16 protein-coding genes and 1 tRNA gene are annotated in these 26,053 nt (G+C 57.7%); 4 read left to right on the top strand and 13 right to left on the bottom strand.

Annotated features, from left to right (window positions below; genetic code table 11):
* Positions 1 to 10: 10 nt before the first annotated feature.
* Positions 11 to 382, bottom strand: coding sequence for a membrane protein (locus Cth01_RS21310; RefSeq protein ID WP_045840338.1), 372 nt, complete (start codon positions 380 to 382; stop codon positions 11 to 13).
* 495 nt (positions 383 to 877) lie between these two features.
* On the opposite strand from Cth01_RS21310, the gene Cth01_RS24195 reads away from it, so the two are divergent.
* From Cth01_RS24195 to Cth01_RS21295, 3 genes are all read left to right on the top strand, one after another.
* A complete protein-coding gene (locus tag Cth01_RS24195) occupies positions 878 to 1,279 on the top strand; it encodes a helix-turn-helix transcriptional regulator (protein ID WP_052703418.1) in 402 nt (133 codons plus the stop codon).
* 217 nt (positions 1,280 to 1,496) lie between these two features.
* Positions 1,497 to 2,693: a YagK/YfjJ domain-containing protein gene (locus Cth01_RS21300; protein ID WP_169749774.1), complete on the top strand. Its 1,197-nt coding sequence runs from the start codon at positions 1,497 to 1,499 to the stop codon at positions 2,691 to 2,693.
* Positions 2,690 to 3,988, top strand: coding sequence for a DUF3987 domain-containing protein (locus Cth01_RS21295; RefSeq protein ID WP_055477419.1), 1,299 nt, complete (start codon positions 2,690 to 2,692; stop codon positions 3,986 to 3,988). Before Cth01_RS21300 ends, Cth01_RS21295 begins: the two co-directional genes overlap by 4 nt.
* 52 nt (positions 3,989 to 4,040) lie before the next feature.
* On the opposite strand, the gene Cth01_RS21290 is transcribed toward Cth01_RS21295, so the two are convergent.
* The 10 genes from Cth01_RS21290 to Cth01_RS21245 form a co-directional block, all read right to left on the bottom strand.
* Positions 4,041 to 5,048 (bottom strand): hypothetical protein, encoded by a 1,008-nt coding sequence (locus Cth01_RS21290; RefSeq protein ID WP_139032129.1) that lies wholly within the window; start codon positions 5,046 to 5,048, stop codon positions 4,041 to 4,043.
* A 236-nt stretch (positions 5,049 to 5,284) separates the two neighbouring features.
* Positions 5,285 to 8,113, bottom strand: a complete 2,829-nt coding sequence (locus Cth01_RS21285) for a UvrD-helicase domain-containing protein (protein WP_233425248.1) — start codon at positions 8,111 to 8,113, stop codon at positions 5,285 to 5,287.
* A gap of 87 nt (positions 8,114 to 8,200) precedes the next feature.
* A complete protein-coding gene (locus tag Cth01_RS21280; RefSeq protein WP_045840335.1) occupies positions 8,201 to 9,112 on the bottom strand; it encodes a restriction endonuclease in 912 nt (303 codons plus the stop codon).
* A gap of 294 nt (positions 9,113 to 9,406) precedes the next feature.
* Entirely contained in the window at positions 9,407 to 13,543 is a 4,137-nt protein-coding gene (locus Cth01_RS21275; RefSeq protein WP_045840334.1) for an NACHT domain-containing protein, read from the bottom strand.
* Positions 13,536 to 13,964 carry a DUF6375 family protein gene (locus tag Cth01_RS21270; protein ID WP_045840333.1) on the bottom strand — a complete coding sequence of 143 codons (429 nt, stop codon included), beginning with the start codon at positions 13,962 to 13,964 and terminating at the stop codon, positions 13,536 to 13,538. Before Cth01_RS21270 ends, Cth01_RS21275 begins: the two co-directional genes overlap by 8 nt.
* Entirely contained in the window at positions 13,961 to 14,878 is a 918-nt protein-coding gene (locus Cth01_RS21265; protein ID WP_045840332.1) for a radical SAM protein, read from the bottom strand. Before Cth01_RS21265 ends, Cth01_RS21270 begins: the two co-directional genes overlap by 4 nt.
* Positions 14,879 to 15,618: 740 nt before the next feature.
* A tRNA-Ser gene (locus Cth01_RS21260) sits at positions 15,619 to 15,708 on the bottom strand.
* Positions 15,709 to 15,981: 273 nt separating this feature from the next.
* Positions 15,982 to 18,279 (bottom strand): NADP-dependent malic enzyme, encoded by a 2,298-nt coding sequence (locus tag Cth01_RS21255; RefSeq protein ID WP_034359675.1) that lies wholly within the window; start codon positions 18,277 to 18,279, stop codon positions 15,982 to 15,984.
* A 169-nt stretch (positions 18,280 to 18,448) separates the two neighbouring features.
* The gene (locus Cth01_RS21250; RefSeq protein WP_003063711.1) at positions 18,449 to 19,936 is read right to left on the bottom strand and encodes a nucleobase:cation symporter-2 family protein; all 1,488 of its coding nucleotides are present in this window, start codon (positions 19,934 to 19,936) and stop codon (positions 18,449 to 18,451) included.
* Positions 19,937 to 20,594: 658 nt separating this feature from the next.
* Positions 20,595 to 21,779, bottom strand: a complete 1,185-nt coding sequence (locus Cth01_RS21245; RefSeq protein WP_045840331.1) for an MFS transporter — start codon at positions 21,777 to 21,779, stop codon at positions 20,595 to 20,597.
* A 127-nt stretch (positions 21,780 to 21,906) separates the two neighbouring features.
* On the opposite strand from Cth01_RS21245, the gene Cth01_RS21240 reads away from it, so the two are divergent.
* A complete protein-coding gene (locus tag Cth01_RS21240; protein ID WP_052703412.1) occupies positions 21,907 to 22,881 on the top strand; it encodes a LysR family transcriptional regulator in 975 nt (324 codons plus the stop codon).
* An 84-nt stretch (positions 22,882 to 22,965) separates the two neighbouring features.
* Here the strand turns inward: Cth01_RS21240 and Cth01_RS21235 are convergent, their stop codons facing one another.
* Together Cth01_RS21235 and uraD are read right to left on the bottom strand one after the other, a co-directional pair.
* A complete protein-coding gene (locus tag Cth01_RS21235) occupies positions 22,966 to 24,243 on the bottom strand; it encodes a M20 family metallopeptidase (RefSeq protein WP_003063718.1) in 1,278 nt (425 codons plus the stop codon).
* The gene (uraD, locus tag Cth01_RS21230) at positions 24,240 to 26,015 is read right to left on the bottom strand and encodes a 2-oxo-4-hydroxy-4-carboxy-5-ureidoimidazoline decarboxylase (protein ID WP_034359668.1); all 1,776 of its coding nucleotides are present in this window, start codon (positions 26,013 to 26,015) and stop codon (positions 24,240 to 24,242) included. The genes Cth01_RS21235 and uraD overlap by 4 nt, the downstream gene beginning before the upstream one ends.
* Positions 26,016 to 26,053: the final 38 nt, after the last annotated feature.

Raw genomic sequence — 26,053 nt, 5'->3', positions numbered from 1 at the left:
TGTGAGTCGCTCAATCCGAATCGACATAGCCGGAGGTCGATTCCTGGCGGGCAAATACATGCCCGCATTCCAGGCACTTGAAGTTGTCCAGCATCCGGGCATCAATCGTTTTGCCTACCGAGGTGCCCACTTCGCAGCCAATGGCCGTGCCAGCCAAACCACCTAAAACCGCACCCGCGATTCCACCGATGGTCGAACCTGCGGGGCCGGTCATCAGGCCCGAGGCAATACCAATCTGCGCACCGCGCAGGGCGCCGACAAAGCCACCGGTGGCGCCAGCAGCGCAGCCAATGGCACCTGCAGTCTTGCGTGCCCAGTTGCGGGAGGCGACCCGTGGGCTATGGCACAGGGGGCAGGTGGGAGGGATAGAGGAAAAAGGCATCAAAACTCCTTGGAAGAATGACAAGAAGCCAGGTGCTGGAGCGCCTGTCGTGAGGGAGGCAGGCGCATCACCACGACCTGGACGGCAGACTTGTGTCTGCTCAGGTCGGTGATATGTGGTTGAAAAAAAGTTGATTGTTGATTGAAAGAATCAGCTTTTGGGAGGGCTCGAAGAGGCGTTTGTCTCGATACCACACAGCTGGTGATGCGTCGCAAGCCTTGCATCACATGCGGCTTCGCATGCCAAAAAGCGAAGCTTTCGCATGCGCCCGAAACACTCGATTTTTCCAATGTGGGGGAACTAAATGTTTGCGACCTTTCGCAGGTTCGCATGGCGAGGTCATCGTGGGTGCGATGAGTGCTTTTTTATTGAGTTCATTAATTCAGTGAAAAGTCAAGATGCCTCCTTGGCTTTGCATTTCGACCCAAGCAGCAATCTCGATTTCAAAGGCAGCAGGCTTTGCAATGCGGTTCTTCTCAACACGAACTGATTGCGATGAACCTCACCCCTTACGCACCTCAATCCAAGAGCCTGATGGAGCGCAGCTTCCTCCCTACGCAGGCATCCCAGGCAAGCACTCCTTTTTCTGGTCACACCCAAGCCACCGTGACGGCAGGGATCCTGCGCACGCATCCCTGTGATGAGGATGAAGTCCAAGCCATTACCGCCATAGGCAGCAATGCCATGCGTCTGAGCACAGTCCTCCGTCTGCGCCAACTTCTTCAGGCTCTAGGGATTTCTCGCTCCACGGTGTACCTGCGCATCGACCCCAAATCCAAGTATTACGACCCCGTCTTTCCGAAGCCCATCCGCCTTGGCGCAAAGGCTGTGGGATGGGTGCTGTCGGATGTGTATGACTACATCGAACACTTGAAGAAAAAGCAACAAGCTTGCTGATTAAGGGGTACTAAATAGCTGGAACTACTCACATGTGAATTTACCTTTCCATGTTGGTTAATTCTTCGTGGAAAGCGGAGTATTTAACGCTAATAGGCAATTTAATACTCAGTCAAAAAACTCGGTTTCTTAGTAACTAAGATATATAAGAGGAATATATCTCAGAGAAAGAGTAAAGCCATTCTATAGATTATTACTTATGAAGTCACATTACGTCATGCATAACTCTATTGTGCATAACAACATATCTCTGGAGTACGCGAAAGATGATGATGAAGATCATCTTCCTGGCTTTGAAGGTCCAGGAATGAAACGTGCCCTTGATGAGTTGATTCAGCATCTCATCAAGCATAACTACAAGGAACCTTTTGGGAGTAGTGATCAGAAGCTGAAAAAACCAAAATATATATCGAAGTTTGCTGGTGCACTTATCACCTTGGTGGATGAGGTTGGCACACAGCTTCTGCAAGAAAAGTATGTAGGAGTTTGGAGTTGTCTTGATATTAACCCGATGATTGAAGAAATCATCGAGATAACTCGTATATACCTTCTGCTGAATAGCTCCCAGGAGGAAGGTGCTGAGAGCTGTGTCTTGCTCGGGTTAGGAATACCGGAGTTTCTGACTTTGACCGGTTGGGAGCTCCAGTCGGCTCAATCCGCGCTCAATGAGCTGGCACTTGCATTGAGGAAAATGCTCTTGAACAAAGGGATGCGTGAAGCTGTAAAAAACTATCGTAAAAACTCTACAAAGCGCTACGGCCAGGTGATGAAGGTCACCCGTAAAGCATGGAAGAAATTTTCAAAGATTCTGTTGATTCGTCTGGATTGGGGGTTGCGTCATTCAATCCCTGACTTGCGCGCAAAATTTAAAAATCAAGAAGATTTCGAGAATAAATTAATGGAGGTGATCGAGCATCGCGATGCCATGCTTAAAATTCTCAAGAAACGCTATGGATCGGATCTGGCTTTTTACTTTTGGAAGATCGAGTTTGGTTCCCAACGTGGCCTGCATCTGCACTGGATGATTGGCTTGAATGGTTCCAAGCATCAGTATCGCATCAGGGCAGCTCGTGCCATAGCGGAGATGTGGAAAGCTGTAATTGATAACGAGAAATCCTACATATGGAACGTCAATGCCATCCCGTCTACGGGTGAGCCCATATTGCGTGTGATTGATTATCACGATCCGCTGCTGTGGGACATCGTAGGTGTCTATGCCGACTATCTGACCAAAGTGGATTACTTCCTCAAGCTGCGTATGCCGGGAAATATGCACAGCTTCGGAGGCACTCAGCTTCGCAATGAATCATGCAAGAAACGTGGTCCCAAGAGAAGCAAAACGATGACAGAGGCAGATATCAAGCAGGTGCGTGGCCCTCAAGGTGGGCGCAAGGTGAAGGGAGATAAGAAATGAGTATTTTGAAAGAAGGTCAGCTGTTTTATCCGACGGAATCCTTACCGCCGATGATGCGTGACTTCATCTACTGCGTGATGCACGCAACACAGGCCAACGAGGCCTTGGTTGGCCCTGTGGTGATCAGTGTGGCTTCGGCTGCAGTACAAGGCGTTGCAGATGTCCTGACGCCGTTTGGCACCGACATGCCTACCAGCTTGTTCACTGGTGTTGTGGCCTTGTCGGGTGATCGCAAGTCCACGGTGTTGAAATTGGCATGTCGTGGCATGGAGGAGTTCGAGCGGGGCATGGAGGGTTATGTCGATCCGGAGATGAGTTTCCGCGCATGGGGTTCGCATCCTTTTCTTGTGGAAGAGGCAACAGAAAAGGGCGTAGTCGATGTTTACGCCAAGGGAGCCAAATCCCTGTTCTATGCTTTGGATGAAGGGGGTATGTTGACCCGCAACCTGGATGTGCCCGCTCTGTGCAAGCGCTTCGATGGTGCAGATATCCGCAACTTCAGCCGTACACGGGGGGCTACCTACGTGGCTGATACGCGTGGCGCACTGTGCATGCTGGTTCAGGACCTGACCTTCAGCCGCATGATGAAAGGCGATAAAGGTGCATATTTGATCGAGTCTGGGCTTTTGCCGCGTATGCTCATGTCGTTTGCCTCAATGCCGGTGGCGTTGCCTCCAGCCCCGTGCAGCATGAATATCCATAACCATGAGTTTCATGAGCGCATAAGAGCTCTTATGCGGGATTACAAGGAGCTCTTTATGCAGGGGCTGCCACGCGACAAGATGTGTTTGGCCGCTGATGCAGAACATCTGTGGAAACAGGCTCTTGGGGAATGGGAGGCACTGTTGCAGGACGGTATGTGGCAAAGCATTCGTCCGTTTGTTCGTCGTGCAGGAGAGCAGGCATTGCGTATGGCTGGGGTCCTGCAGTGGTTTACAGCCCCGCAGGAGATGATCGAGCATAAGTCGATGGAGACCGCGATTGACGTCGTGCATTGGCATCTGCTGCAAGCCCGGACGGGCTTCGGAAAGCTTCCTCAAGAGGCGTTGCAGCAAGAATTGGCACGGACGCTCTATGACTATCTGATGCGCCGCGCAGTCAAGTACAACGCCACTGCGACGCCTCGCAACACGTTAATCCGTGGTGCGCCGCTGAGCCTGCGTAAAGCCGATCAACTTGACATGGCGCTTGACCAACTGGAACTGGAAGGCAAGGTCGGTTTTTATCCGATGAACACTCGCAAGAATGTAGTTTTGACGGCTGCATCAATCGCAGCTATGAATCCAAAAACCTAGCCAGTAGCCAATAATTGGGCGAATAAATTTGATGCCCGATGTTTATAACGCCCTACCACGGGGCGTTATTTTTTCTTGGCATATCAGAGTTATACAATTTATCAATTGCTACTCTGAAATCTTCATCTATTTTTGACCAATCCTTAAATTTCTTATCGAGATTTTCTGGCTTGATTTCTAGTCCGTAGTTGTTGTTTCTTTGCTTGGCAGATTTTTTATATTCTTCTATTAAATTTATGAAGTCTAGTTGAAGAAGATCATAAAGATTTTCAAAGTTCTTGATTTTTTCATCTTCTAGATCATCGTTATTATTATTTTTAGGAATTGTATTTAAATTCAAATAAATTCGAATTAATAAATTTTTGAATTCATTAATTAGCTCTTGCCTTCCGCTGTGGCGTGCAGCGTTTGCTTTTGATGATCTTTGCTTTCTTATTTCGTCATCTACTGGAATTCCTTTTTTCTTAGATGACAATTCAGATAGTCTTTTGGATGTAATTAATAATCTGATAAAAAGATGTTTTGTTGATTTTTTCAGATCTTCGGAAATGATCATTTCATGAAAAATTTCATTCCTTATGAATTTTTCAAAAAATTCAGCATCATGAAATGCTATGGTCATGGACCAAGCTCTTTGTATTTTGACGCATAAAAACAAGAGGCTGAAATAGGTTGACTTGAGAGACAAGCTATGGCTGCTAGTTAATAGATTTTTCTCATATGCAAAATTTGCTTTGTTTAAAATGCATTTTGTCTTAAAAGGGTTGATATTTTTATCTATCTTACCCCACCATCTCTTGATTGTTGAGTTTCTGCTTTTTTCTAGATTAAGAATGATTTCTGTGGATAAATTCCAAATAAAATAGTAATAAGCGAATTTTTCAAAAACTTCTTCTTGATTAGGTAGTTTTTGTATTTTGATATATTCTTCTAATAGCGGCCTGAGTGATATTGGATTGCTTATCTCAAAAAATGAAATGAAATTTGATGGGGTATAATTTTCTTTGCTATTATCAAAATCATTGATGATCTCGATTCCACGAATTCTTTTTATCGCCAATTAATTTCACCTGATGTCTTTTAAAATAATAGATGATGGATGCTTGAACTTAATTAAGATGTTTTTACAGTAAATTTAGTTTGCTGTGATCGGCTTGCGCCAGCAGGGTCTAGGCATGCGCGTCTTTGCCCGTGCGCTCGCCGTCGACCATCTGCAGTGCGGCGCTGAGTTTCCAGCAGCTTGGCAAACACCCACTGCCAGCAAGGCGGACTATTGGCTCACCTTGCTCGCAACGATTACCGCCTTCGTCTTTGAACTGAGCCTCGTTTCTGCGGCTTATAGCTGCACAGAGGGTAGTTGGAGCATGATCGAAACTCACCATAAGGACCTGTTCGTAGCAACAGCGCTCCTTGTTTACAGGCTGGGCAGGGCTGCTCTTCAACTGACTTTCCGTCAGTGTCGGTGATTACCAGCCTGCCTTCGTCTTCGAGCTCGCGAAGGAACGTTGAACATCGACCACGGACAGTAAACATTGCTACCATGCGCCGCGCCCTAGTTAAGGCTACGTAGAAGAGGCGACGCTCCTCTCCCAAAGGAAAGCTATCCCCATCTGGCATAGCCAAGGCCAGAATGGGATCATCAGTACGGGTGTTGGGAAAGCTGCGGCCCTTTAAGACGCTAAGCATTTCTGGCAAGATGACATAATCAGCCTCGCTCCCTTTTGACCGATGAATGGTGAGGAACGACACTTCAACCCATTGGTTGTAACGACGCTGATCTGCTGGCACGTATTGCTTATCTGCGTTGTAGCGCCCCAGGACATAAACCGATAACTTTCCACTTCGACCGGGGGCAATTGAACCATCACGAACACCTTCGGCAAGCCCCATAACGAATTGATCAATTGCGTCGGTCAGTTTGTCTTTGTGATCTACTTGGAGTGCTTGAATTACAGGACCTTGAGCAGGGGTAACTGAACGCACCCGTTTGGAAATCTGACCTGGATTTTTGGATACGAAGGCACTAGAAACATCGCACAACGCTTGCGGGCAGCGGAAAGTCTGTTCAAGCTTCAGTATTTGGCCATGCCCAAACCACTCCCGAAAAGCGGTCATAACCGATACGTCTGCTCCGGCAAACCGATTGATAGATTGCCAGTCATCGCCCACGGCAAATAAGAAACGGCCCGGCTGCTGAACCAGAGCACGACACAAGCGAGCCCGAGCGCGCGATGCGTCTTGAAATTCGTCCGCCATCACCAGATCGTAACTAGACTCAACGCGGCCACTTTCCAAGTGCTCCGCAGCTTGGTTAAGCATGTCCTCGAAGTCAATCCCATTCTCCGCAGCTAGCGCAGAGTCCCAGGCAGTCATGATCGGTGCGGCAATATCCAAGAACATCTGATGGCGATGCTTAAAGGCATCCCTAGGCATTGCATCCAACCGATTCTTCAGCATGTCAATGGACAAACCATTGCTTTTGGCATGACTCATGAAGGTGCGCACCAAGCCAATGAGCTCAATTGACTCCATGGGCTTTTGTCCGTTTTGGGGTATCTCGCGATCGGGGTTGGGATCGGGCACCAGACCACGGTCAATCAGTTGGTTTTCCAAACGAGTGAAATCGTCACCGCTACGCAGACCATGGGAGGTAGTCTCAAAAAGCTCAGTACCCTTCTCCGCATGCAGTTGCCGCTTCCAGTGCACCCCCTCCAAATAATTTTTAAAGTGAGGTGGCGGAACACCTTGAGCATCGAGAGCGAAGTGCTCATGGTAGAGATCAAGATCGGGGTAATAGAAATCTGGGCGGTACTGGCGATAGTCCTCGTTGGCAGTCCGATGTACGTAGGGCGTTTCGTACTCGTAATCTATCCCGTTCAAGAAGAGGAAATTCGCAATCATTACTTCTTCAAGACTTTTTACCCGTTCTCCCCGGTTAGTCACCAATGCACCATTGCCTTCGGCATCCCATACATCTGATGGCTCAGCTCCTCCAAAGGACGGAAGATCTCTCCCGAAGACGAAGCGGAACAAATCCCACTGCCGACGGAACGTTGGATAGCGATCCTTCAACTGATCGACGATTTCGGTAAGCTTTCTTACCCCACCAGCTGCGTCAGTAGCCCAATCCGGAATGTCGGGTTTTTCTTTGGTTGCCTTGCCAATGAGGCGTAAACCCAGGGCATGAAACGTGGAAGCCTCTACAACTACATTTCCCATGCCCAAGCGCTCAAATGCTTTGGCAGCACGTTCCTTGAGCTCTTCGGCTGCTTGCTTATTGAAAGCCAACAACACAATGCGCTCAGGCTTAACGAACCCTCGATGGATCGCATAGGCTGCTTTGGCCACCATGGTGGACGTCTTGCCTGAACCGGCCGATGCGATGACCTGCACACGATTGTCGAAGCACACCACCGATCTCGCTTGTTCCTGGGTCAATGGCTTGCTCTCCACCCGATCAAGCAAATCCTTACAGGCAACCAGCTCGCGCTCCACATGAGCAGCGTTGAACTCAGCCCACCCAGCGCTGTGGTCCAACTTAAAAACCTCTAATGAGGCCTTTATCAAGTTCGTCACAGCGCCTAGATGAGTCGCGATATCAGGTTTGCTAAGTCGTGCTCGGAGATCTGCAACATTCACATTTGGCCGTGCAGCCAAGACTGCTTGCTGCTGCTCGTGAGTGAACCACCGTCGGTCTTCAATACAACCCCGCTCCTGACTAGCCTTGTGGTCTAACCAATGCTGAATCTTCTGATGCTCCCTCTGGAGAAATGCTGCCTCATCACGCAGACGCTTCCCTGCCAAGGCTACGTTCAGTGCCTGGGTGAGATCGGCTCCTTGAGCATTAGGAAGCCCGTCAACTTTTACCTGGTGATCTTGTCCTGGATGGAGCGTGATATCTGTCCAGAAGATGCCAGCGTTTACACGGTAATTGCTTTCGTTCTCAATGTTGACATGATGTGCACCACTGGACAAAGTCACCGCAAGCTTCAAACCATCCAGCCGTAAGCTCCAATCGGACGATCCTGTTAGCTTTTGCCCCCACCATGACGGGCTCCATTCTTTTCTCATTTTTATTTCAATCCACTGCGCCAACGCGAGCACCGAACCGTATGTTTTTTTCACGCGGTGATAAACGTCACGTCGCTTTTTCAGATCTCGACCGCCGATGAAAGGCTCGGTAAAAACACCAAGATCACCTACGAAGGCATATCACATATCTTCAAAGTAGTCCGAGTCAATTCTCTTGACCACATAGGCTGCTGATGCCGCAACACCAACATCAAAGTCAATCATCAGAGCTGCCAATTGCTTGCCATCAATCAGTACTACCTTGGTGTCGATCCGCGATGCATAGTCAATTGCGTCCACCGTGTAGTACGAGGTGGTGATGAACACACCTTTCCTAGCTCTCTGGCCCTGCAGTGCTCCGACGAACTTCTGGATTTCAGGTCTACCTACTGACCCCTGCCAGCGCTTAGCTTGGATGAAAATCGTATCCAGTCCAAGTCGATCTTCTTTGATGATCCCATCGATACCGCCATCGCCCGTCTGGCCGATTCGCTCGCCCGCATCTTTGCGGGAGCCCCCATACCCCATCTTGACCAGCAGCTCCACAACAAGCTGCTCAAAGAAGCTTGGCGAACAAGACAGGATCTTGGTCAGCAGCTCCTGCGCAAGCTGCTCCTTCAATCCTTGGTATGCCTCTTCAATCGATTCTTCAGGGGTACTGGGAGATTGCGCTGGCTCTGCCACTTTTGATGAAGCTGCACCAGCTTTGGAGATGTCACGAAACTCTATGAATTCTGGCCACTGCTCCAGATACTTCGAATCGATACGCAATGGCTTGGAGGCCAAGACCTCTTGCCCACGAGCCGTAATCCTGAAGACAGCTCGCTTCGGAGCCTCAATCAGCCCAGCCTTTTTCAGGTACGTTCTTGCCCACCCAATCCGATTCTTGAACACACCTTGCTGACCACTCGGCAATAGCTCCGCTCTTTCAGCAGGTGTAAGGCCAAATTGCTCTGCGAGAGCCTCTTCTGTTTCTCGCAACGAATGTTCGCTCCCGTCAGCTAGGTACGATAAAAACGGAAGCATGCAAGATTGGTAGTCTGGAATCGCCATACCCTAAGCATACCTGCAACAAAAAGATACAAGCTGCAGCACAGAAGCAAACAGTCATGCAATGTGAATCGACCAGCTTCTAGCCGCCGATGGTTGCCCAGCGGCAGCTCCGCAGCGGTTGCTGTCATCGGCATTTAGTCGTCAAATTCACGCAGCCTGGCATAAAGCAGTCGTTAGCGCAGACGGCAGGCTGGTTGATGCAGGAAGGCATGACCTCGCAGCAGATGGTAGGTATTGATGTCGGACGTGTGGCGTCGGGGCAAGCCTGTGGCATTTCCGCCCCACGCGGCGGCTTCATGGGGCCGAGGAGGCCAGCTGTTCTACTGTTCCGCTCCTCGCGAAACGGTAGATGTCTCTGCGTTTGTGAATGTGCTTGTGGTTCGCGATGAACTCGCGCAAGGAACGATTGCGACTGGTGCGATGGTGGAGACCGCGTTCGCCCCACATGAGCCACACCAGCGACTTGCCGTTGTCTTGGAGATAGCGTTCGAGCAGGTCCGCGCGCAGAAAACAGATCCAGCCGGAGATTTGTTCGTCGTCTGCTGCGTTTTCGCGGCTCACCTGGCGGTAGAGCGAAGCGGCACCGCGTGTGTCATGCAGGTCCCACTGTCCTGCGCGGAATCTCAGGCCCAGCCCCTCACATAAAGCCGTCGAGGGCAGGCTCGTTGTATCGGCGGTGTTGAGTGTGCTGTGATAACTCTCCCAACAGTATTGCTGCACGGGAAGTTCCACCGGGACGCCGCCGCTACCCCATCCCCGCTCGCCCACACGGGGCTGTTGGTCCGGCTCGTAGCGGTCGTCCTCTTCTTCGAACTCGTCGTCATCCGAGGCAGTCCCATCACGGTAGCGTCCAACCATGCGGACGTGGTGTGGCGCGTCGGTCAGACCCGGAATTTCCTTGAATGGCATTTCCCCTGCGTAGGTGTAATGGTGTTCAGGCTGTTCCGGGATCGCGTAGTTGCCGGGGTATTCCATGTCGTCGAAGACCTGGCCCAGCGTCCGAACCTTGCTGCTCGCGACAAACACACCACGCAAGAACGTGAAGACCTGCCGGTCATCGTCGGGGGCGTTTTCTTTGATGAATCCGTCCAGCGCCACCCACGGGCCTGGCATGCCGTCGACTTGGTCGAGGATCAGCATGTGCCGATAGTCGGGGCTCGGACCTTGCAAGATCCATGCGCCAATGTCATTGAGTTCGCCTGCAAACAGCTCACCAGTTGGCAAGGCCAGCGTCCGGGCTTCCGGTGGGAAGGTGGGGTCTATGTCTGCGTCCGAAGGCCGGCCGTCGCGGTCCTCGTCGAGCAGGCCCCGTGCGTGACGCGTGCCCCACATCTCGAAGTAAGCGATCCAGCTGTACTTCTTGCCAAAACGATCGATTTTTCCAGGCTCGTGCATGCGAGAGCGCGAGGGCGTGCCATGGTCGACAGGATCGAACTGCTCAGGGTCATAGCCCAGTTGCAACATGCGCGCGACGACGGCACGGCGCACCTGCTGGTACACCGGATGCTCGTCGTCATAGTTGGCGCGATGCGGAATGAGCCGGCCCATGGTGTAGTTGCCGAAGTCCATACGGATGGCGGAGTCGGCAGTCTCTTCGATGGCCACTTCCTCATAGGCGGGCAACTGGTCGAAGGGAGACGGCAGGTGTGCGAATGGGGCGACCAGGAAACTGGCATCCTCGTGCGCGATACACCCCGGGTCGATTAGGCGCGCCAGGGCGATGATGCCCAGGGCGTACTGGCGCAGTAACGCATGCCAGCTCGGGTGGGGCGCGTCGGGGTGGAACATGGTCGCGACGATCTGCGGGGCCACCTGAGGCAGGGCGGTCCGCATCTCGCATGCGTTCAGGTCGGACCAGGTGCTCAGGGCCGCCCCGTAGCCGGCGGCCAGGACGCGCTCGGGTACGTAAGGATCGGAAATGCCCAGGGCATCGATGGCCAAGCGGAAATACTCTGTCGGCCGGGCGAGGGCAAACTGGAACAGTGCCTTGGTCGCTAGATCGCGCATGTGGCGCGAGGTCGTGGTCAGCGTCCACATGACCCAGCGCGCGCGACGGATATCACGTTCGTCGGGCGAAGCCGCTTCCCATCGGACCGCCAGAGACTTCAGATCCTCTTCGATGGTGTCGGCCTCTCGCAGGAGCCAGGAGGACCACCAGAGGTCACGCCGGGTATTGCTCCATCCGGCCAGCACGCAGTGCAGGAAGTTGATGTCGTAGGGGTGGCCACGAGCCGCGCGTGTGCGGCGCAGCCATCCGAAAGCGGCCTTGGAGAACTCCTCGGATGCGGCCATGTAGTGGCCGAACCGCTCGACCGTTTCTCGCCGGATGTGGGCAGGGTCCGACTGGACCGTCATCAGGACGGCTATCTGCTGCAGGCTGTCGGGAAGGTCCTGCCAGAGCTGTCGGCCCTGGCGGTAGCTTGGATAGAGCGACACCAGTGCTTGCAGCACATCGCGTCCAAACGTGTGACTGCTTTGGTAGGGATCATGCTGGAACAAACCCTCCGCTTCCGCGCTACGCAGCCAGCTTGCCAGTTCCGGCTTGGTGAGCAGGTAACGCGCCTGCAGATGCCCGGCCATTAAATCGTACGGGAATGCCACGCCCTGGTCGTTTGCGGCCTGGCTGGTGCGGATTAGAACGTCTGCGGACTCCAGCGCGCACAGCATGCTCTGGTCCCACGGAGCGCCTTGGTTGATTGCGCTGCGCGCGGCCTGGAACTCCATGCTGCGTGTGTTGTGTTCCCAGAGGTGTCCCGCGATCTTCAGCAGCGCCTCCTGGACTTCGTCCTGGTGGATGCGATGGGTGCTTGGGGCCAGGTCGGCGATACGGGCGGCGACCCTTTTGAAATGTTCCTCGAAGAGTGCGGTGAGGGAGTTGGGCAGGGCCTCAACCCCGACGAAATGCGCGCGGGTCGGGTTGGCCACCTCGCAGTAGATGCGCAGCGTCAACGGATGCTGCAGGAACTCCAGCGGTAGCTCCACATCGGTGGCGTCGATCTTGTAGTGTTGGAAGTAGGTGTCGAGCGCGACCTGTCGGTCCCTGTCGAAGCCCTTGTGCTGCATCGTCGGCAGATCCTCGGGCAGGCACATCGGCGTGAACTCGTCGCGCAGCGTCACGACCAGCAGGACGTAGGGGAATGCCTGCAACAGCTCTTGCGCCCTGGCGAGCTCATCACGCCAGACGCGGGGGTCTTCGGCCTCGTTGAGGCCGTCGATGACGATGGGCAGGCGCCGGCCGGCGCGCTGGCCCGCTGCATCGACTGCTTCGGCCAGCCGCTCGAATGAACCGGGCGGCTGTCCTGCGATCTTGCAGGCCCCGACCAGCTCATCGAGCCCTTGGCGTGCATGCAGGTTTTTGCCCAGGAGCAGGACCCCGCCCGGAAAATCTCCATCGGGCTGCGTGAGTCGCACCGCGAGTTCGGACTTGCCCTGGCCGGCACCGGCGAGTATGGCAACCGCGCCCAGGCTGATCGCTTTCTCGAGGCGGCGCCGCTGCAGGGCCGCACTGTGCAGGTCAGCGACCAGATTGGTACTGCGCAGGGCCGCCGGAGATCGCACGCTGCGCAGTCTCGACAAAATGGTGCGAAACCGGATCGGTTCCGGCGGGTGAGCCCCGAGCAACTGGTGGGCGCCATCGAAATTGCCGGCCTCGAGGGCTGCGTGAAGCGCTTGGAGGAGGTCTGCCGTGCCCCTGGCCGATTTCAGTAGGTCTTGGACCTGCTGTGCAAGTGCTTGCGGCAAGTCTGCAATCGATGCCTCGATCACTGTCGCATCGTGGGCAATTGCGCGGGCAATTTCGGTCAGTCGGCCCCAGGCCCCCGCCCCGCCGAGAAGGCGCTGCACCTGCCGCTCGGTGTTGCCGACGACATGTACCTCGGGCTGGTAGCGGCGCCTGAAGGGAGCCGCCGCCAGCCTGTACTGTTCCGCCAAGGCCGTCGGAGTGAGTACCAGTTCGCCGAAATACGAGGCGCGCAGCAGCGCGCCAGGGCCGGTGAGCAGGTCGTCGATGTCGTCGGCGGTCAGCAGTTCCAGCGTGAGACCGGGAAAATCGGCAGCCAGCCCGTAGAACCAGGTCTGGTCGGCGCGCGTCAAGGGGTGGCGTGTCCAAAGCTTCCAGACGTTCACCCCCGGAACGTGTTCCCGGGTTTTTTCGATGCCTTCACGAATCTTGGCACGGCGGTTGGCGCCCAGCGCCCTGCCGCGCTCGAGCTGGTACCACTTGCACTGCCAGCCGATCCATTGCGGTGGGGCTCCGAGCTCACAGGACTGGGTCAGCTGCAGATGAAATTCAACGCCGGCCTGGTTGGCCAGCTCCTTGAAGTGGCCAAAACGCCCGTAATGGCGGCGCACCAGTGCACGGCAGAGCTTTTCGAAATTGGTTTCGGCAGCACCAGGCAGCTGCGTGAAGACTTCCCAGTTGGTCTCAGGCATGGGATCTCGGCCCCTCAGCGTTGGGGGCCGCAGGACTTGGGTAATCGTGCCGCGAAAACACCTCCACCTTGGCTCCGCCGTCGACAAAGATCTTCAAAAATACCGACACGTCAGCCTCGTCCGTCTTGACCGTGATCTGGTCGCCATCGAGCTTGACGTCATGGTCGAAGCGCAACTGCTCGAGATCCTCGGGGCTCAGGGTGAAGAGCTCAAGCTTGCCCAAGAGCGTCAGCATCTCGTCTGAGTAACGCTGGTTCTGGGGCTGCATCGGGAAATGCGATTGCGCGTCTTCGTGCGCGACCCGCTGCATCAGCGCGTCGATCGCCTTGTTGGCCTTTTCGGCGTCCAGCGCCTCCTTGAACTTCCCGATCAACACCAGGTTCATCGAGTGCTCGGACCCGTATCCGTCCCAAACCTTCATGTGGTTGCCTCCCTTTGGATGGTCGATATGGTGCGCAAGCGCGCCAGTGCATGCATCACGCCGGTGTGTTCGATGGCGACGGCGGCAGTCCCATAGGAGCTGGCCCGCAACCGGCCGGTGGCATCGATGTGAGCATAGGCCTGCAGGCCACGCTCATCCGGCAGCGGGTCGCAAGTAGGAAGTCCATCCGCCCCGGCCTCGCTGACAGCGAGCCTCACCGGGCCATCGTAGCTGCTGACCCAGTCTTGCAGTTGCTGGCAGCTCGTGGCATCGAGGCCCGCTACTGACGCAGTGGGCTGCTGCGGCAGCAGAAGCAGTTCGCGCGCTCCAACGTCCGCTGCCATTGCGGCGAGCTGATCGAGCTCTGCGACCGTGTGCTGGTTGACCACCACGTTGATGCCCAGGCGGATGCGAGCTGAGAGTCGGTCCAGGTTCTGGCGCAGGGCTGTGAATTTGCGGCCGCGCAGTCGTTCATAGGTGGCGTCCACGCCGTCCACGCTGACACGCACGAAATGTACCGCACCCTGCAGCTGGTCCAGCAGGCCCTGGCTGAGGCGGTGGCCGTGGGTGGTGAATGTGATGGCCATCTGGGTGTTTGCAGCGGCCTGCTGGCAGATGTCGGCAAACTGCGGGTGCAGTGTGGGTTCGCCACCGCCAAAACCCACCCCCAGGCATCCAGCCTGGTCCAGCTCCTGGAGCCAAGCCAGGACCTGAGCCGGCGTCAGGCAGGCCTTGTGTTTGGGGGCGTAACAGTAGCCGCAGTGCAGGTCACAGAGATTGAGCAGTGCGATCGAGACCTGGCGCGGGGCCTTTGACCATGCATTGCGGTCCGGCCGGATTTCGTCAAGCAGGACGTTGATGCCGGTATCGCGGTCGAAAAGGTGGACACCGTGGGGGCCATTTCTGAGTTTCACAGCGTATTGTTACTGATGGGCGGGCATGTTCTGACTGCAGTGCGCTTCTCCGGGCGATAAGGGCCTGCCTTTCAGACTCGAGCCTGCAATCGCCATACAACTATGAAGTTTGCCGTGACTGAACACAGCGACGCAATCTTCGGCACATCGACTCATCGCGGAACCTATGAAAAATCGAAAATCCACGACCTCTGATAATGCAAGTCATGAAATGAACTGCCACCATGTTCTCAATAGGTCGAAGCTAACCCCCTTGAGAACAGCTCTATCTACGCTGACACCATCTCAGTCCAATCGATCATTGGCCCATGTCCCGCGCCTGCAATCGAAATCGGGATGGAGCAACAGATTGGCGATCCGCGATCTCTGGAAATAGCTCATGCCGCGGCGCAGGTGGCAACCGAGCACCTAGGGCGCTTGAGCCAAGATAATAACGACGGGGACCAGCTTGCGCTGGCGCCTCGTCTTAGAAGTCAAGTGACCGCTGATTAAAAACGCGGTGATCCAGGCAATGTGCAGCCAGTGACTCATATCAGCCTTAAGCGGAAATTGCACTCCCTGCATGCAATCAATGGCTAGAGGTTGGGCCTGTTACACGGGGATCAAGGCGCAGGTGCTTGTGGCGGTTATCTCCAAACAGGTCTAACTGCAGCTAACATGCCATGGCATACCAAATGGCATACCGTTGAGGCTTGAAAAAGAAAAACCCCTTGATAAATCAAGGGGTTGCTTCTTTGTCGTGGCGGAGGCTGTGAGATTCGAACTCACGGAAGGATCACTCCTTCGGCAGTTTTCAAGACTGCTGGTTTAAACCACTCACCCAAACCTCCGGATGGCAGGATTCTACACAAGGATTGTGCGCCGTTCGGCATTGCGCGCATTTTGCTTTGTTTATGAAAACCATAGCACATGGCGCTTGCTGTATCTCGACTGGCGTTCATTTTTCATCTTGGCGCCTGACATGAGCGTTTGCTGCGCGCGTTACAGGCAGTCGTGAATGAACGCAGGGTTCAAAGCTCAAGGCTCGGCATAGGGCAAAACAAAACGCCCCTAAGGGCGTTCTGTTGCTGCCTCGGGCGGGATGCCCGAGAGATTGCGCAGGATCAGCTGCGCAGTGCGATGGCCTGAGCTGCTGCCAGAGCGGTCATGTTGACCACACGGCGCACGGTGGAGGAGGGGGTCAGCACGTGGGCGGAAGCCGAGCAGCCCATCAGGATGGGGCCGATGGTGGTGCCATGGCCGCCCGTGGTCTTGAGCACGTTGAACAGAATGTTCGCGGCGTCGAGGTTGGGGCAGATCAGCACGTTGGCTGCGCCGGTCAGCGAGGACTCCAGCAGTGAGTGGCTGCGCACGTTGGCGTCCAGGGCCGCATCGCCATGCATTTCGCCATCGCATTCGATGCCGGGGTTGGCGGCAGCGAACAGGTCGCGTGCAGCGCGCATCTTGCGGGCCGAGCCGCGTGTGGACGAGCCGTAGTTGCTGTGCGAAAGGAAGGCCACCTTGGGTGGCAGGCCGAAGCGGGCCACTTCGTCGGCAGCCATCTTGGCGATCTCGGCCAGTTCTTCGGCGCTGGGAGCGTCGTTGATGTAGGTGTCGGCCACGAACAGCGTGCCGGATTCCAGCATGACGGCGTTCACCGTTGCGAACTCGTTGGTGCCCTTCTTCAGGCCCAGCACGTCTTCCAGATGGGCCAGGTGGCTGTCGAAACGGCCCACCAGGCCACACAGCATGGCGTCGGCATCACCCAGATGCACCATCAGGGCAGCGATCAGGGTGTTGGAGCGGCGCACCGCAGCCTTGGCGGCTTCGGGGGTGACGCCGTTGCGGCCCATCAGCTTGTGATAGGTTTCCCAGTACTGGCGGAAGCGGGGATCATCTTCGGGGTTGCAGATTTCCACGTCCTTGCCCAGTTGCATGCGCAGGCCGGCCTTGGCAATGCGGGCTTCGATGACGGCGGGGCGACCGATCAGGATGGGCTTGGCCAGGCCGTCGTCCACGGCAACCTGCACGGCACGCAGCACGCGCTCGTCTTCACCTTCGGCATAGGCCACGCGCTGCAGATTGGCCTTGGCGGCTGCAAACACGGGGCGCATGAACATGCTGGTCTGGTAGACGAAGCGGGTCAGGCTTTCGCGGTAGGCGGCGATGTCCTCGATGGGGCGGGTGGCGACACCGGATTCGGCGGCAGCCTGGGCCACTGCGGGAGCGATGCGCAGGATCAGGCGCGTATCGAAGGGCGTGGGGATCAGGTAGTCGGGGCCGAAGGTCAGCTCCTTGCCCTGGTAGGCGGCAGCGACTTCGTCGCTGACGTCCTGCTTGGCCAGGGCGGCAATTTCACGCACGCAGGCCAGCTTCATGGCTTCGGTGATCTTGGTGGCGCCGCAGTCCAGCGCGCCACGGAAGATGTAGGGGAAGCACAGGACGTTGTTGACCTGGTTGGGATAGTCGGAGCGGCCGGTGGCCACGATGCAGTCCGGGCGGATGGCCTTGGCCAGTTCGGGGCGAATCTCGGGCTCGGGGTTGGCCAGGGCCAGGATGATTGGCTTGTCGGCCATGGTCTTGACCATGTCGGCAGTCAGCACGCCGGGAGCCGAGCAGCCCAGGAACACGTCGGCGCCGTCGACCACGTCGGCCAGGGTGCGGGCTTCGGTGTTCTGCGCGTAGCGCTGCTTGGAGGCGTCCAGACCACCGGGGCGGCCTTCGTAGATCACGCCCTTGGAGTCCACCATGTAGACGTTGGAGCGCTTGATGCCCAGGCCCACCATCACGTCGACGCAGGCAATGGCTGCCGCGCCGGCGCCGGAGACGGCCACCTTGACGGAGCCGATGTCCTTGCCCACCAGTTCCAGGCCATTGAGCAAAGCGGCGCTGGAGATGATGGCCGTGCCGTGCTGGTCGTCATGGAACACCGGAATGTTCATGCGCTTGGACAGCTCCTGCTCGATGTAGAAGCACTCGGGAGCCTTGATGTCTTCCAGGTTGATGCCGCCCAGGGTGGGTTCCATCGAGGCAATGATGTCGATGAGCTTGTCGGGATCGCGCTCGGCCAGTTCGATGTCGAACACGTCCACGCCGGCAAACTTCTTGAACAGGCAACCCTTGCCTTCCATCACGGGCTTGGAAGCCAGCGGGCCGATATCGCCCAGACCCAGCACGGCGGTACCGTTGGTGATCACGCCGACCAGGTTGCCGCGCGAGGTGTATTCGGCCGCAGTGGAGGGGTCCGCCTCGATGTCCAGGCAGGGATAGGCCACGCCTGGCGAGTAGGCCAGGGACAGGTCACGCTGGTTGGACAGGGGCTTGGTAGGAGTGACGGAAATCTTGCCTTTGACGGGGCTGCGGTGGTATTCGCGGGCCGCATCGCGCAGGGCTTGTTCGGCGGAGGACAGGTTTTGTGTCATACGAAATATTTATCAGCAAGTTGCTTCTCGGAGCTTACCGGATGGCAAGAAGCATTTTGAGTCAGGTCTGTTTTGCTTCAACTATATCGACAATAAACCCCCTGGCGCACTGTGGGGCGGCAGGGGGCTTGGGCCGGCGGGTAAGCCAGCGTTTGCTTCGGGCTGGCGTTTAGTGAGCGTCAGCCTCACGTGCTGCGTTGATGGCAGCGCTGTTGTCTTTGGCGGCTCCGTTAAAGAAAAGATTCAATGCCACGGCGGTAATCGAGGACAGCAGGATACCGGATTCAATCAGCGGATGGATGGAATGGGGCATCCACTGACGGAAATTAGGGGCAACCAGAGGAATCATTCCCACGCCGATGGACACTGCCACGATCATGGCGTTGTTCTTGTTGTTGCGGAAATCCACGTTGGCCAGGATGCGGATGCCGGTGGAGGCCACCATGCCGAACATCACCAGACCCGCGCCGCCCAGAACCACGGTGGGCAGGGATTCGATCAGCGCGCCCATCTTGGGCAGCACGCCCAGAACGATCAGGATCACGCCACCGGCCACGCAGACCCAGCGGCTGAGCACGCCGGTCACGGCCACCAGACCCACGTTCTGGGAGAAGCTGGTGTAGGGGAAGGTGTTGAAGATGCCGCCGATCAGGGTGCCCAGACCGTCGGTGCGCAGACCGCGGGTCAGTTCGTCCTGTGTGATGTCGCGCTTGGCCATGTCGCCCAGGGCCAGGAACATGCCGGTGGATTCGATCATCACGACCACCATCACCAGACTCATGGTCAGGATCAGGATGGGGTCGAAGACGGGCATGGCGATCTGGAAGGGCAGTACCAGCGTGAACCACTCGGCCTTGGCGACCTTCTCGAAGTTCATCAGGCCCATGGCCACGGAGATCACGCCGCCGATCAAGATGCCCATCAGCACCGAGATATTGGCCAGGAAGCCCTTGGCAAAGCGTGCGATCAGCAGGATGGACAGCAGCACGATGCCCGAGACCGCCGCGCCTTGCAGATCGGCGTACTTGGGGTTGGGCATGGTGGGCAGCACCGAGAAGCCCTTGGGGATGGCGGGCAGCGAGGAGCCGGGAGCGCCGGCCATGGCCTGGGCCTCGGCCAGCCACTTCAGGTGCTCGGGGTTGGGCACGGAGGGGGCGGTCGGGCCCACGGGGTTGCCGAAGATCCAGTTGATGCCCACACGCATCAGGCTGATGCCGATGACGGCGATGATGGTGCCGGTCACGACCGGTGGGAAGAAGCGCAGCATGCGGCTGATGAGCGGCGCAATGAGGATGGAGATCACCCCCGCGCCTATCACCGAGCCAAAGATCAGGCCTGCGCCGGCATTGCCGCCGGTACTCTGTGCCATGGACACCATGGGGGCCACGCTGGCAAAGGTCACGCCCATCATCACAGGCAGTTTGATGCCGAACCACTGGGTCGCACCCATGGCCTGGATCAGGGTGACCAGGCCGCAGACGAACAGGTCGGCGGAGATCAGGTGCGCGACCTGCTCAGGGGGGAGGTTCAGGGCACGGCCCACGATCAGCGGCACGGCGACGGCGCCGGCATACATGACCAGAACGTGCTGCAGACCTAAGGCGGTGAGCTTGCCAAATGGCAGAACCTCATCCACGGGATGCACTTGGGATGTCATAAAAACATGTCTCCTCACTCTATATTGGCTTCAGGTTGGCATGCGATTCGCGAATGGCATGCAATCCATACAAAAAGTGTATACAGCTCATAACGCACAGCATCTAGCGGTAAACCCTGCTCAAAATTCAGTTTCTGGATGGGGTATCAATAGTTATGTTTTTCACGCATAACCATCTAAGGTAATTACTGATTGCTATTAAATGTGTAGCTTCTGACTCTTTGTTTTTCTAATTTTCAGAATGAAACATATTGAAATCATTTGATATCAAGCGATTGATGCTTTGTTTTTAATAGCAAAAATTGCGCGATATGCAATTGCAAGGAATCTGGCTCCGGTTATGCGTGCGCAGGTTTCGGGTCTTGAAACATCTAGTGAAAGAAAGTGCGTTGCCACCTTGAGGCAGCTTGCATGCATTAGCGTTGAAGAAGGTGAAAAAAAAGGCGTCAAGCCCAGAATTGGTGCACCGCTGTGCAAAAGCGTGCATGGGGCCTGCAAAGAGTTCATGCCTTGCCATGGGGCCTAAGCTGCTGCAAAAACCATGCCGAGTTGCTGCACAAGCAAAAAAGGCGACCTTGAGGTCGCCTTGGAGTGGAGTTCGTTTGCGTTGCTGCAGGCAGGCTGCCGCCTTGTGCCGCCTTGGTGCCGCGCCTGAGTTTCAGTGCATTCCCGCCGCCATGGCCGAAGTCTGATCTGGACTGCTCTGACGTGGCGCGAAGCTGGCCATGAGCAGCGCTGCTGCTGCAGGCATGGCGGCAGCCCAGGCCAGCCAAGTCAGGCTCATGCCCTGCGCGATCACCGCTCCGCCTAGCCAGGCACCCAGGGCATTGCCCAGATTGAAGGCCGCGATATTGAGGCTGGACGCCAGATTCATACCGGCCTCGCCTGCAGATTGCAGCACGCCCATCTGCAGCGGCGCCACGGTGGCAAAGGCGGCAATGCCCAGCAGCAGCACAAAGGCAATGGCCAGGGGCGTGCTGGCAAACATCCAGCGGCCCGCGATCAGCACTAGCATCAGGGCGGCCAGCGATACCCATAGTGCGCGCTGTACGCCAAAGCGGTCGGCCAGCTTGCCGCCCGCATGGTTGCCCAGGGCCAGGCCCGCCCCGAACAGCAGAAGGGTGAAGGCGATCATGCGGTTGTCCATTCCCGTGATCTGGGTCAGCAGCGGCTCTATATAGGTATAGAGGGTGAAGACGCCGGCAAAGCCGATCACCGTCAACAGCAGACCACGCCACATGGCGCCATTGCGCAGCACGGTCAGCTCCTGGGTCAGGCCCTGAGGGCTGGGCATGCTGAGTGCGCGTGGCACATGGCGCAGCAGGATCAGCAGTGCGACCACGCCTATGCCGCTGACGCTGGCAAATGCCATGCGCCAACCCCAGTGCTGGCCGATCCAGGTGCCGAAGGGAACGCCCAGCAGCGTGGCCAGGGTCAGGCCGGAAAACATCAGCGCGATGGCCGAGGCTTTCTTCTCGGGCGCCACCAGTTGCGTGGCGACGACTGCGCCCACGCCGAAGAAGGTGCCGTGGGTCAGCGAGGTCAGCACGCGTGCTGCCAGCAGCCAGCCATAGCTGGGCGCCAGGGCGGCGGCGGCATTGCCGGCGATGAACAGCAGCATCAGGCTCAGCAGCAGCAGCTTGCGCGGCCAGCGGCGCGAGGCCAGAGTGAGAACGGGAGCGCCCACGGCGACGCCCACGGCATAGCCCGAGATCAGCGTGCCCGCCGTGGGGATGGAGATATGAAGATCCTGGCTGACCTGGGTCAGCAGGCCCATGATGATGAATTCCGTGGTTCCGATGCCGAAGGCACCGGCGGCCAGAGCAAGCAATGCTGCAGGCATGAAAACGTCCTTGTGAAAATTCCGCGAAGGGCTGAACTGTGAACCTGTGGCAGAAGGTGCGCTAGCCCTTGATGCGGACATGCATTTGTTCCTGTGGGGAATAAATGGCATCTTTATGATGTGATTCATGAAGAATTCCATGGCTATGCCTTCGCTGCAGGAGCACAGCGCGGACCGCTTTGTGGAGCTGCAGACCTTTGTGCAGGTGGCCCAGCAGGGCAGCTTCTCGGCAGCGGCGCGTCTGCGCGAGGTCTCGCCCTCGGCGGTCAGCAAGATCGTGGCCAGGCTCGAAACCCGGCTGGGCGTGCAACTGCTGCGCCGCAGCACCCGGCGGCTGGAGCTGACGGCCGAGGGAGAGCAGTTGCTGGAGCAGGGCCGGCAGTTGCTGGCGGACTGGCTGGCGCTGGAATCCTCGGTCACCCGGCAGGGCCAGCCCACCGGCGTGGTGCGCATCAATGCCAGCTCGTCCACGGGCAACCGCCTGCTGGTGCCTCTGGTCGGTCCGCTGATGCGGACCTGGCCGGGCCTGCAGCTGGACCTCAGCTTTACCGATCATGTCGTGGACCTGATAGCGGCTCGCGCCGATATCGCCTTGCGCTGGGGAGAGCTGCCGTCTTCGGACATGGTGGCGCGCAAGCTGGGGCACACGCGCCAGGTGATCGTGGCCTCGCCGGACTATCTGCAGCGCTTTGGCAGACCGGCGCATCCCGATGAGCTGGCAGGCCATGTGCGCATCGGCTGGAACTACCCGCGAGCCATACCGCACTGGCCGTTTGTGGTGGCGGGCAAGGCGGTGACGGTGAGCATGGGGGAGGTGCTGCGCGTCAACGATGGCGAAGCCATGGCCAATCTGGCCAAGGCCGGGGCGGGCCTGGCGCGGCTGTCGCTCTATCACGCCTGGGACGATTTGCATGCGGGCAGGCTGCAGGTGTTGCTGGAGGAATTCAATCCCGGGGATCTGCAGCCCATCCATGCCGTGTATGTGGGCAAGCCCGGCCAGTTGCCAGTAAGGACGCGGGCGGTGCTGGATTTTCTGGCCAGCCATGTGGACCTGAGCCATGCCGAGCAAATGCCCGCCGGCCTGCTGGTGTCGCGCACATAAAAAAAGAGCCCGGACGAATCCCGGCTCCTTGAAAAACCTCCATCCAGACAGAAGAAGGCTAGGCGTTCAAACGGTGTTTGGTGCTCAGGCAGTCAGGTCCACCAGCGAGCGGGCCACCACCTTGGTGGCACGGCGCAGGTCTTCCAGCACCAGGCGCTCGTCGGAGCGCTTGGCATGCGATTCCAGCACGGTGCGGGGGCCGGCGCCGTAGATCACGCCGGGGATGCCGCGCTCGACGTACAGGCGCACGTCGGTGTACAGAGGCGTGCCCACTGCAGGAGGCACTTCGCCGAAGATGGCTTCGCCATGCTTCTGGATGGCGTCCACCAGGGGCTTGTTGCCGTCCAGGGGGGTCATGGCGTTGGCCAGCAGCAGGCGCTTGATGTCCACGCGCACGGCGTCTTCGCCGGTGTAGCCGCCCTGGGTATTGAAGTCTTCGATGGCCTTGGCGATCACAGCACGGATGCTGGCTTCGACTTCCACGGGATTCTCTTCAGGAATCATGCGGCGGTCGATCTTGAGCATGACCTTGCCGGGCACCACGTTGGTGTTGGTGCCGCCGTCGATGCGGCCGACGTTCAGGTAGGGGTGCTTGATGCCGGGCACTTGCGAAGTGACTTGCTTGTACTTGACGTTTTCGCCGTACAGAGCAGTCAGCAGCACGGCCGTGGCTTGCAGCGCGTCCACGCCGGTGTGGGGCACGGCGGCGTGCGCCATCTTGCCCTGCACGGTGATTTCCATCTGCAGGCAGCCGTTGTGAGCAGTAACGACTTCGTAGCTGAAGCCTGCTGCGATCATCAGGTCGGGCTTGGTCAGGCCCTTTTCCAGCAGCCAGCCGGGGCCCATGATGCCGCCGAACTCTTCGTCGTAGGTGTAGTGCAGCTCCACCGCGCCCTTGGAGGGCTTGGCCACGGCTTCCAGAGCACGCACGGCGAAGGTGAAGGAGGCGAAGTCGCTCTTGCTCACGGCAGCGGCGCGGCCATAGAGCTTGCCGTCTTCGATCTCGGCGCCGTAGGGATCCTTGGTCCAGCCTTCGCCCGGAGGCACCACGTCGCCGTGGGCGTTCAGGGCGATGGTGCGGCCACCGTCACCGTAGGGGCGGCGCACGATCAGGTTGGTGATGGACTCCATGCCATAGGCCTTGACGTCGGCTTCGGGCACGACGTGCTTCTCGGCGTCGAAGCCGAAGCCTTTGATCAGCTCGGCAGTGCGTTCGGCGTGGGGTGCGTTGTTGCCGGGAGGCGTGTCCGTGGGCACTTGCACCATGGCCTGCAGAAACTTCACTTCTTCGTCGAAGTGCTCGTCAATCCATGCATCGATGGCGGCGTAGGTGGCTTGCTTGTCTTGATTCATATTGGTCATTGCTGTTCTTGAGCCAGTTGGTGGAGGAGGTGGGTGAAGGCATCCACGGACAGTTGCATGTCGTCGGAGGTGGAGGCTTCCAGCGGGTTGTGGCTGATGCCGGCGTTCATGCCGCGCACGAACAACATGGCCTGAGGCATGATTTCGTGCAGCTTCATGGCGTCGTGACCGGCGCCGCTGGGCATGCGGAACAGGGGCACGCCCAGTGCGTCGACAGCGTTTTCCCAGCGTTTCTGCCATTCGGGAGCGCTGGGCGCAGCCGCTGCCTTCATGGACAGATCGGTGGTGTAGCGAAGGCCGCGGCGTTCGGCGATCGCAGCCATCTCGGCCATGATGTCGTTGATCATTGCGTCGCGCTGCTCGTTGGTGGGCGCGCGCAGGTCCAGCGAGAACTGGCAGCGGCCGGGCACCACGTTGACCGAGCCTGAAGGCACGTTCAGCTGGCCGATGGTGGCCACGCTGTCGCCATCCTGGCCGGCGCGCTTTTCGATGTACAGCGACAGCTCGGCCACGCCGGCGGCGGCGTCGCGGCGGCGGTCCATGGGCGTGGTGCCTGCGTGGCTGGCCATGCCGATGAATTCGCAGACATAGCGGGCACTGCCGTTGATGGAGGTGACGATGCCCAGGGGAATGTCCAGCTCGTTGAGCACGGGGCCCTGCTCGATGTGAACTTCCACAAAGCCCAGGTACTTGGCGGGGTCACGTTCCAGCTTGGGGATGTCGTCGATGCACAGGCCGGCATGCAGCATGGCTTCGCGCAGCGTGATGCCGTCGGCGTCCTTTTGCTCCAGCCATTCCTGCTTGAAGTCGCCCACCAGGGCGCCCGAGCCCAGGAAGGTGGCCTTGTAGCGTTGACCTTCCTCTTCCGAGAAACCCACCACTTCGATGTTGAAGGGCAGACGCTTGCCTTGCTCGGCCAGTTGCTTGACGCAGGCCATGGGCACAAAGATGCCCAGGCGGCCGTCGTACTTGCCGCCGTTGCGCACGGTGTCGTAGTGGCTGCCGGTCAGCAGGGTCTTGGCGCCTTCGGTGGCGGCCTTGTAGCGGCCCACCACATTGCCCACGGCGTCGATCTCGACCTCGTCGAAGCCGATCTCGCGCATCCAGTGGCTGATGCGCTGGGCGCAGGCGCGGTGGGCGTCGGTCAGATAGGTCACCGTCAGCTGGCCTTTTTCGGCGTAACCGGGGTCGCTGTTGGTGGACAGGCGTTCCTGCCAGTCCCAGACTTCGTTGCCTTCGACGGGCTCGTAGCCGAACTTGTCGTTCAGGCGGATCTCGGCGATGCGGTGGATGTTGCGCAGTGCCTCGGCCTGTTCGTAGGCAGGGTGGTTGAACATGCGGCGTTCGAAGGTCGCAATGATCTCGGCCTTGCTCAGACCCAGACCGCGCGCGCCGCGCACGGCCAGGATGAAGGGGAAGCCGAAGCGCTTGCCGTATTCGGCATTGAGCTTGCGGATGTGCTCCAGTTCTTCGGGCGTGCAGTTGGTCAGGCCAGCCTTCTTCTGCTCATTCGTCGATTCGGCGGTGAGCGTGTTGGTCTCCATCTGCTTGCCGGCCAGCTCCGGGTGAGCGCGGATCAGATCGAGCTGGGCCTGCTCGCTGGACTCGGCCAGCACCTTGGCCATGGCGTGCTTGATATGCGCCATGGACTTGAAGGGTCGCTGCTCCAGTGCCTTGGCGGCAATCCAGGGCGAGTGCTCGTACAGGCCATCGAGCAGGTCGGTGGCGGTGGCCGCATCGGCGGCATTCAGTTGTTCCAGGGTCAAAGCCATGTCGCAATCAATCCTTGCAAGGGAAACGCTCGGCCCAG

The sequence above is a fragment of the Comamonas thiooxydans genome (genome assembly GCF_000964545.1).
Classification (GTDB): Bacteria; Pseudomonadota; Gammaproteobacteria; order Burkholderiales; family Burkholderiaceae_C; genus Comamonas; species Comamonas thiooxydans.
This window is presented reverse-complemented; position numbering and strand designations above follow the sequence as displayed.